Source organism: Phyllobacterium lublinensis (assembly GCF_020164435.1).
Lineage (GTDB): Bacteria > Pseudomonadota > Alphaproteobacteria > Rhizobiales > Rhizobiaceae > Phyllobacterium > Phyllobacterium lublinensis.
Map to the genome: position 1 here is coordinate 137,077 of NZ_JAIUDQ010000013.1, position 9,847 is coordinate 146,923.

Consider the following 9,847-nt stretch of genomic DNA (forward strand, 5'->3'; position numbering starts at 1 on the left):
TGGCCCTATGGCCAATTCAAACAGCCGGAAAATGGCCGGTGTCTAAGTGAGATTACGAATGAAGGGAGTACCCACGCCACCCTGAGCATCGCGCCTGGCTTTGTTCAGGAGTGTCTCTCTATCGCCTCGGGATTGACCTTTAACCATCACAAACGCCGTTCTGGATATCCTGAATTGACCACACCGAGGACACTCAATTTCAACGAATTCTTCTTCACTGGCCAAAAGCTCCGCTGGCTCATCCGAAACCGGGCACAATGTCTTCTTCTCCATGCCATTTTTTCCTCCCAAGGATGGTGGGGCATACCCCCACGTGGGGTCGTCCTTTTATCGACTGCGATAGGCGGCGGCCTGATAACGCCGCATCGTACATGGTCGTTGCTAGTTGCCTCGTTTGAAATCGGCCGGCGTCAACACATACATAGTTTTGCGGCCGTAAGCATACACTTGCCGCGCCACCTCGATGATTGTCCCCCTCTCGGCATCGAACGCTGCAAGGCAATCTTCTTCTGCTGTATGGGGATTCGAATTCGTACTCGGGACGGCCGCTGCTTCAATGAAAAATGGAACTTCAAACAGCCCATCGTAGCCAAGAAACCGCACACGCTGGTGTGCCGTATCATAGCTGCGGCTTCGATTGGGGAAGGTCAGCGTCATGTCGTTATCCTCAAAGTAAATCAGTACGTGGACTGTCAATCAGCATCAGATTGATCCTTGCTGCACGACGCCGCTCAATGTTGTTCGCATTAAGCGACAACATCATCCGGGTGGCAGTAGTCTCGTTTAGTCCGGTGGTGGCGCGCCTGCCTAATTCAGCCGGACATCCGGTGTAGACGTGGTAAACGGACCAGGATCCGTTTCGCTCTATGCGCCGGCCATAATGGTGGTGCATGCTAAAGCGATGAATGGCTCCGCCTTCGTTTTCCCAAACACCGATATCGATGATGTTCTGATCGTTGTTGAATTCAGGATTAGTCAAATTAACCTCTTACGGATTGCGAACGGGTCATCGTAGAAAACGAGCCTCACCAAGTGATTCCACAGAGTATCACATAGGAAAGCAATACAATCGAAGCATAAAACGCGACATTGTAAAACACGATTATCCGATCATAAAAATAATAAGAAATATGATTGAGATTTTTCACGGCCGCATCCTTTAATTGTAACGAATTCGCCTGACCGAAATAATAGCACAATATGGGAAATTCTGCCATTTTATTTTATATATTTAGCCGTAACTGCGATTTTTATTTCATGGTGAAAGGTTCAGTCGCAAATAAAGCGCAATTGACGCGTAGCGTTTCAAGATCGTCTTTTGGCCAAACTGTGGCTCTTCGCGGCGTCATTAATCCTCGATCCGATACCGGTTTGTGTCGTTATTTGCGGCGCAGTGAAGGCTGCGAACGCCGTTTTGCTCCGCGGAGGAATCTGCATGACCACACGCACCAAGCGTTCAATCGCTCGTTTCGCAGCACCCTTTGCCTTGCGCGGTTTGGACGGGATTCAGCCCGCCGGCGACTATGATATCCATGAGGACGAGGAATTGATCGAGGGCCTGTCCTGGCTCGCCTATCAGCGCGTTGCGACTTTCATCGAGGTTCCGGCGAGGCATTCAAATGCGCGCCGAACGCAGCTCGTTGCGATCGACTACACCGAACTCGAGATGGCACTTAAAAAGGAGACAATCAAATGAACATCCACCGGCGCTACAAGGCGCCCGAAACTCCGCCCCATCGTTTCGCAATCGGCCAGCAGGTCCGACTGAGAAGTGGCGGCGGAGCCATGATGAAGACCACTGCGATATTTGAAGTTCTGGCGACCCTTCCACCTCTCGGCCGCTCGCTCCAGTACCGTATCCGCGACGCGGAAGAAAAGTATGAGCGGGTGACCACGGAAGATAATCTTGAAGCCATCGATATCTGGAGTAGCGGAGACCGCAACAGTTTCAAAGCACCGGCCGATGCGTGATCATGCAGGACGTCGCCGCGCTTGGCTCACTAATGAGAAAACTTGCGACTGAACGCGTGCAGGCCATCTTGATGAGCTGCACGCTGCGGTTTGTTTGCCCTGCGACAGTGGACGATACGCCGTCTCTCGTTCATGTTGATTGGCCCGACGGCAACGTCATCCTCAGTAGCCAGTGATTCTTGGATCACTCATGCCGGGCGCAATAGGTAAGGCGTCAGCGATCATGACTTCCGCGGTGATGAGTAGCCCAGCAATCGAGCCGGCATCCCGCAGGGCCGTTCGACATCAGCCCTCACTGTGATGCCGGTGTTGACATCTCTGACGCGGTTATTCATCAACGGTCTTATGAAATCGCAGGAACTGCTGCTCGCGTCCGAGTTCACCTCGGGTTTTCCGAAAATCCGTTCTATCCTCGGAGATAGACTTTCGGGCACGAAACTAATGATCGTTCCCACAGCAGCTTACGGCGAAGGATGGAAGCCGGACTACGAGGGCCACTACCGCCCATTTGAAGAAATGGGCTTAGAGGTTATCGACTATGACCTCGTCGGCAGGACGGCGGATGAGGTGAGGGCCGCACTTGAGAAGGTCAGTGCCGTCTATATCAGCGGAGGCAACACTTTCTATCTCCTCGACCACATGCGCAAAAGCGGCTTCTTCGATCACGTGCGTGAACGGATTAGGGAAGGACTCGTCTATATCGGCTCAAGCGCCGGCTCGATTGTCGTGACACCGGACATTGGTTATGCTGACGCCCTGGACGATCGATCAAAGGCAGAGCAAAAGAACGATACCGGTCTCAACCTTGTGAATTTTTCGATCCTGCCGCACATGGACCATGCCAGCTTCAGCAAGTTGGTTCAGAAAACCTTCAACGCGTTCGAAGGCAATGGAACGATGTGCCTCGGCCTCAACGATGATCAGGTCATCCACGTCGTTGGCGATTCATTCAAGGTGATTTGATACTGGCTAGACTTCGACGGCTTTGCGCCACGAAAGTCATCTAACCGCAATCCTCCAAAACTTGGTCTTGCTTCGGTGCCTGGATTTAAGGTCCGCGAGATAATCTTCATGCGAATTGATGGGACAGCGATCCTTAAGATCCGCTGAAAGCCGCTTGGCCTCTCCTAAATGGAGCGCCGCGTGCTTGTATCGGGTACTCCGCGAGTGATCGAGCACGAAGTCGATCATTTTGCGCAGCGTGATGATCGATGCCAGGGGATGCTTATCGCGCAGCGCTTCGGCTGCTGAAGTCAGCAATTCATAACGGTCGCCATCAAGTTCTACCGCCCTCGAAATCGCCAGCTGTGCCGCGTTGTCCAGTGCGGGCCATGATAACAGGAATGCCAAGGCGGCGTGGACATTGGGGTAGCGCGCCGCGAATGCAAGTGCCTTCTCCTCCGCTTCCATGTCATCGAAATCGGGCAGGCGTTTCAGAAATGCCCGAAGATGATCGGCATTGAGCGTCCGTTCAAAAGATTGCCACCGAAATTCCTGTGCCGCCTCTTTGCGTCCTAGCGATTCCAATGTCTCCGTATAGACGGCTTCCCATTCGAAAGGGACTGGGTGACCGTCTGTGAGGTCGGCCTTCTTGATGGCGTCCAGCGCTTCTTCCAATCGCCCGGAGGCCAACAACCTGCGGGCAATCTCTGCGGCGACCGTTGGCTCCGATCTCGCTTGCTCATCCTGCTGTGCGATGAACGCGTCCACATCTCCTTGAGCATCGGCGATCTGTTCCAGGGCCCTTCGTATGGTGCGATAGCGGTTTCGGAGATCGAGAATATCTTCGTAGGATGGCCTTGCATCGCTCCGGCCAGGGGCCGTCTGGACGGTCCTCGGCAGATTACCCTCGGCGTCTTTTGACCATTCCACTAACAGTATTTTCAGATGGTCGAGACCATCCACGCCAAGCGCAGGTGCTAACACGTCTATCAAGGTGTCGTATTGGCCGTACTCGTTGTGTTGCAAGGCACTGAAAGCGCGATCCGCAAGCAAACGCGGATCTGGTCCCGCCGACTTGGCGATCACCCCCAGATCCGCACAAGCGCGACGGAAAGTGGCCATGATCGTCCCATTGCTGTCGGCGCAACGGCTAAGGACCGAGTGAGCCACGCCCATGAACCGCCACATCACTTCCAGCGCTTCATCGGCGTCGCTTCCGGAAATTGTTTCGGCGATGACACGACGCTGGGTGTCCAGGTCGCTTTTGAGCGCTTTGACGCGCCGCCAACCGATCTTCGACTGTGACCGATCAATAAATGACAGACGTTTGTTTACTTCCCGAGCAACCTCTTCGCCACTCTGCATTCCTGCGAGTTCTATTCGCAAACGACGTTTGTTGGCGGCACTTCCTTTACTGATATCGATCAGCAATGTAGCCAGCCTTTCGACGCCGAGCGCTTCAAGATTTTTTGCGTTTAATGTCGTCTTGGATGCCATGCCGCCCGTGTTCCTGCGTCCTTCGTCGTGGGACCTTACAGAGGTCGACAGGTCCGGCCAACTCCACAGTTGGGCCGAGGCGCGACGGTTGCTCGCTTGGAAGGCATTGCCAGGCAATCCGTCCAGTCGGGTGCCACATAAAACCAAGAATCGACCAGACATGAGCCACGCATCACAACCGTATGCTGTACAACGACCGCTGCAAAGGCGTTGCGAACTCCCAATGATCGCGGCCGTCAGGTGGGAAAGTTCAGACTCTTTCGAATGAACGGTGCCAGTTATCTATTTTGTTGTTTTCAGAATTTGAATCCAAGTTGTACCAGCCTGGAACGTAGCTTGCCGTACGCGAGCAAGCGCGAGCAATTTCGGGATGCTGCTTCACCCAGCGCCTCAAGGCACTCCAAGCCGGACTATCGGTGAATGACAAAGCCTGCAGTCGACCAGCGATGGGAATGCCGAATTCTCGCGAGACAGCACCTATCTCTTCGTCGTCGAACATTGACAGTACGATACGCGGCTCGTTGTCTTTGCAGATCGCATAATAGTGACGACCTACTGGTTTCGAGATTTCAAGTGCGCTTCCAAGGGGCACTCGATGATCATAAGCGCGATTTTCCAGCATCTTCAGATATGGACCGTCAGCACATATCGTACCTATGAACATGCGGCCGCAAATCTCAATTCGATGGAATTGATGTCTGTCCGGCATCCTGTGCTCCTGTCGTATAACAAAGGATATGACGCAGGTACGCTCTGAACACTCCTCGAATCATAAAACGATTCGCAACGGTCGGTACTCTACACTGGTTTAGACACACATTCCAAAGAGGTTCCCAGCCGACCTTCACAAACTATACAAAGCTTCAGCTTTGAAAATATGTCGGACACCATCGATGCGAAAGAAATGTTGACGATAGCGGATGGCGCGGAGTTGTTGCGGGTGGCGAGTTACTCAACCGGACTATCGCGGAGAAATTCCTGAAGACTATTTTTCCATTGCCCCTTATTTGCATACCGCAACGGCAATAAGCATTATTACCAATCTGACACGATTTCTGGCGTTGGGATCATGCAATGCGAACAAGCGTAAAAGTTTTGACAGCAATCGTATTATTTGCGGCACTCGGCGTCGGATGGCTCTCACTTCAATATTCAAATTTTGAGCGCGACCGCAGCATATCGGAATGGAGATCGCTGTCTGAGACAGAAAATCTTCTGAAGCAGAAGCCTGTTCCCGAGGCGTGGTCAGCGGGCGTGTTTATTTCGGAACGGGGATTAAACACCCTGTTGGAAAGTCTCAAAGATGCACAAATTGCCTATGACTCAGAGTCCAGGCCGGATGAGGACACCGTCGTGACCCTGCGGGCCATAACGGCCTACCTTCAACCAGGTATCGCCTTGGCAAACCTTCGCCTCGACGCCCATTCGAAGAATCGCGATCTGACGGTAAATTTTGAAGGACAAGCCTCCCTGGTTTTCAAGGGCATAGAACAAGGGGAGAATGGGACTGCCCAAGCCGTCTTCGGGATATCTCTGTTGAAGCTCGATCCCGAATTCGGATGGGAATGGTTCAAGTTGAATTTGAGGAGCTATGCGACCGACCTCATCGAAACAGATCTCATGCTGAAGGCCACTGAAGCTTTCACAATGAGACTCCCCTTCAAAAACACATTCGCTTACGACTTGAAGCAAAATCTCGCGAAAACGCTTCCCGTCCGCGTCCCCAAAGATGAAAACTGGATTAAAGTTCAGTTCGCCGTCCCGTCATCTGAGCTGTCGCAAGACATTCGCTCTGCCAATGCTGTCATTCTCGACGACGGGATCTGGTTACTCACGGATTTCAGCGAAAAACCTGTGGTACACATGGTTGATGAGCCTCCTTCCGAAATTCTGGCTGACATCGCCAGGAAGCGAAAGAATCTGGAGCAAATCCGGACACCCAGGTTGAAAGATGCCGCTATCGCTCTTTGGCTAAACGGGACAGTTCTTAAGCTCGTTCAAGAGAGGTTCAACCATCTCCCTGCTGCAAACAGGACGGCAACCGTCAAGTCGGTGCAATTCAAAGGCCGACTAGCCGACCAAAAATGGAGAGACGATTTTCTCGGCGAGGGCGGAATTTTTGCGGAGCTTGCGGACCCAAGAGCGGTTGCGGCAACAGCAGTCGTGAATTCAATCCGCATGTCTTTGACCAATGGGAGACGCTTGAAGGCTTCGCTCAGTGCGCAGGTCGATGCCAAGGCATCCGTACGACTGGATGTCGACCCACTGATAGGACGAGGTACCAGCGCGATGGTCGGCCTGCTCGGGAACGCAGACTTGGCGCTCGAGATCGATGCTGGCATCGACATAAAGCAGGTGGGTGGCAATACGGTCGTAATGCTAAAGCCCAAAATCGGATGCCGCGAGATCAAGCTGGGGCTTAAGCCGGACAGTAAAGTGAAGTTTGAGGAAGCGTGGGTCTCAGTTCCGTCAGTCGAAGCAAACATTACCCTTCCGGTTGGCCTTCAGACTGCTCCCGATGTCCCGCTCCTGAGTGATCTGCCCTTTCTTGGACATGGGCGTGGAACGGATGGCAAACCCATCAGGATTGAAAACGGTGATGACCACTTTCTGTTCACACCAGCTTGGACTGAGGTTCAGTACGCGCTTGTCCCGGATCGCGTCGAAGGTAACGATGGGGGACTTTGGATAGCTGGCAAATTGCTCACCAAGTACCTAAACTCCGAAACAGCAGGCTACGATCGTTCCGCTGAAGAAAGGAAACTGGCTGTCAAAGCGTCCGAAGGACAAGCTAAAGTCGACTGCCCGAATGAGCCCAGCTTTGCTTTGACGATCGGAGATCTTGAATTTGGCAGCAACGAAGAGCTCGTGAAATTCTTCCAGAAACAAGGGCTACCATTGCCCCAGATACGGGATGGATCCTCCGGCATTCGCGGCACAAGGCCTGCAATACCATCCCCGATACCGTCCACTCCAGACCCCACGCTACCCAAAATACCGTCCCCAATACCGCTTGCCCCTGAACCAACGCGTCCCAAAATACCATCCCCCATACCGGACACTCCCGTTCCACCGCTTCCGAATATTCCGCCTCCGTTGCCACCCAATCCGGCTCCCACGACTATCCAATAGAAATCGTGCGCGATCCATTTTCGAAACCGTGTTTGCTTGGCGGGCCTTCCAGGATGGCAGCGGATCGATCGGTTCGAAGACGCGGTCCTTGAACTGTCGGGGCGCCTGCGGCAGGATGGTTCAGTGCTGAGCCCAAGTTGGTCAATAGTTCCTTGGGCCGCTTCACCCTTGGTGTCGCAATACCATAGGATAACTGGAAAGGCGGGGACTTCACTCGTATTGTCAGTTAAACGAGGTCCCCAATATCGGATGGATGGTCTAGGACACTGGTGGACCTCCAGGCGACGCCGTCCCTTACATTCGCTTAAAGTTGCCGCACATCCTTCATCGGTTCATTCGGCCCTTAAATTGCACTGATCATTAATGGAGAAATGACATGGTGCGTTTGCTTTCGGTCAATGTGGGCTTGCCGCGCGACATCACGTGGCAGGGCAAGGTGGTCAACACCGCCATCTGGAAGATGCCAGTCGATGGCAGGCGCATGGTCCGGCGGCTCAACATAGACGGCGATGGCCAAGCCGACCTCGCTGGCCATGGCGGCGAACAGCGTGCCGTATTTGTCTATCAGATGGATTCCTACCGGTATTGGCAGGACCACCTGGCTCGAGATGACTTCGTTTACGGGCAGTTCGGAGAGAATTTCACCGTCGACGGATTGGCCGACGATGAGGTGTGCATTGGCGACCGCTACCGGATTGGCGGCGCCCTGTTCGAAGTGACGCAGCCACGCGTCACATGTTACCGGCTGGGCATACGCATGGATGAACCGGAGATGGCGGCGCTTGTCGTCAAGCACGGCAGGCCTGGCTTCTATTTCCGCGTGCTGGAAGAAGGAGAAGTGCAGGCTGGCGACGAGGTCACGCAAGTCGCGTCGGGACTCGGCGGCATGACCGTCAGCGAAATCGATGCGCTGTTGTATCTGCCGGATCACCCACGCGACAAGCTCGAACGTGCCTCACGCATTCCAGCGCTGAGCCTTGGCTGGCAACATTCATTCGAGGCGCTCCTCGCCCGGGACGGCGATAACGCCGGAAGGAAAGGCAACGCAGGGCTTACTGCTCTGTCGGGCCCACCGCCGGCCTGGAGCGGTTTCCGTCCCTTTCGCGTGGCGCACAAGGTACGCGAGAGCGGCAGTGTGGTGTCGCTCATCATCGAGCCGGCAGACGGGCGGCCCGTTGCTACAGCACTTCCCGGACAGTTTATAGTGTTGCGGCTCGGCTCCGGTTCTGCGCCGGTGCTGACGCGCAGCTATTCATTGTCAGGGCAACCCGGCACGACCTCCTATCGCGTCAGCGTCAAGCGGGAAAAGCATGGTGCGGCCAGCGGCTATATCGTCGATGAGGTAAAGGTTGGCGACATCGTGCAGGCAAGTGCAGCGCGCGGGAGTTTTACGCTCAGGCCAGGCGAAACTCCGGTTATTTTGTTGAGTGCGGGTATTGGAGTGACGCCGGTGCTCGCAATGCTCCATGCATTGGCAGCCGAAGCATCAACCCGCGACGTCTGGTGGTTGCATGGAACCCGCAACGGCCGCGAGCACGGGTTTGTCGAAGAAACGCGCGGTCTGCTAAAGGCGCTCGCTCATAGCCACAGCTACGTTTGCTATAGCGTTCCCGATCCTGGTGATCGACCAAATCTGGATTTCGACGCTTCCGGCCGTTTGAACACGCAGGCAGTCAAGCAGCTCGGCCTGCCACTTGATGGCGATTTCTATGTCTGCGGACCATCGAGCTTCATGAGCGATCTAACCAAAGGACTTGCAGCCTTGGGCGTCGCCCCAGATCACATCCATACGGAAATGTTTGGCCCCGGTCCGTCCATTAGCCCCGGCGTCGCTGCCACACAAAGGCCGCCGCCGCATTTGCCGACAAGCGTTCCCGGTTCTGGCGCGCTTGTGTCATTCGCCAGGACCGGCCTCAATGTACGCTGGGATACCACCTTCCAAAACCTTCTGGAGCTGGCCGAAGCCTGCGACGTGCCGGTGCGATGGTCTTGCCGAACTGGGGTCTGCCACACCTGCGAGACCGGGCTGGTGGCGGGCACGGTTGGTTACCGTCCTGAACCGGTCGATGCCCCGGCGGATGGCAATGTACTGATCTGCTGCTCGCAACCCAAGAGCGACATTGTGATTGATTTATAGCGGGATGCGAACCGTTATCATTTGCCACTACCACCGACGCAATCGTCTGAATCAACGAATTCCGTTGCGGGTAGGGAAGCGTTTGCCCAACGGTTATTTGATGGTTATCTTACCCTTATGCCCTTGTCGGCAAGGTCGGGAACCGACCGAGTGTATTCGCCGGGCCGT

The 9,847-nt window shown here is 54.5% G+C and carries 9 protein-coding genes; 5 read left to right on the forward strand and 4 right to left on the reverse strand.

What is annotated here, in order from left to right:
* Window positions 1-381: 381 nt before the first annotated feature.
* Together K9U38_RS16290 and K9U38_RS16295 are read right to left on the reverse strand one after the other, a co-directional pair.
* The gene (locus tag K9U38_RS16290) at window positions 382-657 is read right to left on the reverse strand and encodes a DUF1488 family protein (RefSeq protein WP_224495400.1); all 276 of its coding nucleotides are present in this window, start codon (window positions 655-657) and stop codon (window positions 382-384) included.
* Window positions 658-667: 10 nt separating this feature from the next.
* Complete coding sequence (locus tag K9U38_RS16295) at window positions 668-979, reverse strand: hypothetical protein (RefSeq protein ID WP_224495401.1); 312 nt, start codon at window positions 977-979, stop codon at window positions 668-670.
* A gap of 456 nt (window positions 980-1,435) precedes the next feature.
* Here K9U38_RS16295 and K9U38_RS16300 point away from each other — a divergent pair, with 456 nt between their 5' ends.
* The 3 genes from K9U38_RS16300 to K9U38_RS16310 all read left to right on the forward strand — a co-directional run bounded on the left by K9U38_RS16300 (window position 1,436) and on the right by K9U38_RS16310 (window position 2,934).
* Entirely contained in the window at window positions 1,436-1,696 is a 261-nt protein-coding gene (locus K9U38_RS16300) for a hypothetical protein (RefSeq protein ID WP_224495402.1), read from the forward strand.
* Window positions 1,693-1,971 (forward strand): hypothetical protein, encoded by a 279-nt coding sequence (locus K9U38_RS16305; protein WP_224495403.1) that lies wholly within the window; start codon window positions 1,693-1,695, stop codon window positions 1,969-1,971. The genes K9U38_RS16300 and K9U38_RS16305 overlap by 4 nt, the downstream gene beginning before the upstream one ends.
* Before the next feature lie 345 nt (window positions 1,972-2,316).
* Complete coding sequence (locus K9U38_RS16310) at window positions 2,317-2,934, forward strand: Type 1 glutamine amidotransferase-like domain-containing protein (RefSeq protein ID WP_224495404.1); 618 nt, start codon at window positions 2,317-2,319, stop codon at window positions 2,932-2,934.
* A gap of 36 nt (window positions 2,935-2,970) precedes the next feature.
* On the opposite strand, the gene K9U38_RS16315 is transcribed toward K9U38_RS16310, so the two are convergent.
* Together K9U38_RS16315 and K9U38_RS16320 are read right to left on the reverse strand one after the other, a co-directional pair.
* On the reverse strand, window positions 2,971-4,410 hold the full coding sequence (locus tag K9U38_RS16315; RefSeq protein WP_224495405.1) for a DUF6880 family protein: 1,440 nt from the start codon (window positions 4,408-4,410) through the stop codon (window positions 2,971-2,973).
* A 250-nt stretch (window positions 4,411-4,660) separates the two neighbouring features.
* A complete protein-coding gene (locus K9U38_RS16320) occupies window positions 4,661-5,119 on the reverse strand; it encodes a hypothetical protein (protein ID WP_224495406.1) in 459 nt (152 codons plus the stop codon).
* A gap of 365 nt (window positions 5,120-5,484) precedes the next feature.
* On the opposite strand from K9U38_RS16320, the gene K9U38_RS16325 reads away from it, so the two are divergent.
* Entirely contained in the window at window positions 5,485-7,542 is a 2,058-nt protein-coding gene (locus tag K9U38_RS16325; RefSeq protein WP_224495407.1) for a hypothetical protein, read from the forward strand.
* 376 nt (window positions 7,543-7,918) lie between these two features.
* Window positions 7,919-9,679 carry an MOSC and FAD-binding oxidoreductase domain-containing protein gene (locus tag K9U38_RS16330; protein ID WP_224495408.1) on the forward strand — a complete coding sequence of 587 codons (1,761 nt, stop codon included), beginning with the start codon at window positions 7,919-7,921 and terminating at the stop codon, window positions 9,677-9,679.
* The last annotated feature ends 168 nt before the right edge of the window (window positions 9,680-9,847 follow it).

What these genes read in the sequence shown, in the direction of transcription:
- K9U38_RS16290 (WP_224495400.1), bottom strand. Translation starts at nt 657, where the DNA reads ATGACGCTGACCTTCCCCAATCGAAGCCGCAGCTATGATACGGCACAC.
- K9U38_RS16300 (WP_224495402.1), top strand. Translation starts at nt 1,436, where the DNA reads ATGACCACACGCACCAAGCGTTCAATCGCTCGTTTCGCAGCACCCTTT.
- K9U38_RS16305 (WP_224495403.1), top strand. Translation starts at nt 1,693, where the DNA reads ATGAACATCCACCGGCGCTACAAGGCGCCCGAAACTCCGCCCCATCGT.
- K9U38_RS16310 (WP_224495404.1), top strand. Translation starts at nt 2,317, where the DNA reads ATGAAATCGCAGGAACTGCTGCTCGCGTCCGAGTTCACCTCGGGTTTT.
- K9U38_RS16315 (WP_224495405.1), bottom strand. Translation starts at nt 4,410, where the DNA reads ATGGCATCCAAGACGACATTAAACGCAAAAAATCTTGAAGCGCTCGGC.
- K9U38_RS16320 (WP_224495406.1), bottom strand. Translation starts at nt 5,119, where the DNA reads ATGCCGGACAGACATCAATTCCATCGAATTGAGATTTGCGGCCGCATG.
- K9U38_RS16325 (WP_224495407.1), top strand. Translation starts at nt 5,485, where the DNA reads ATGCGAACAAGCGTAAAAGTTTTGACAGCAATCGTATTATTTGCGGCA.
- K9U38_RS16330 (WP_224495408.1), top strand. Translation starts at nt 7,919, where the DNA reads ATGGTGCGTTTGCTTTCGGTCAATGTGGGCTTGCCGCGCGACATCACG.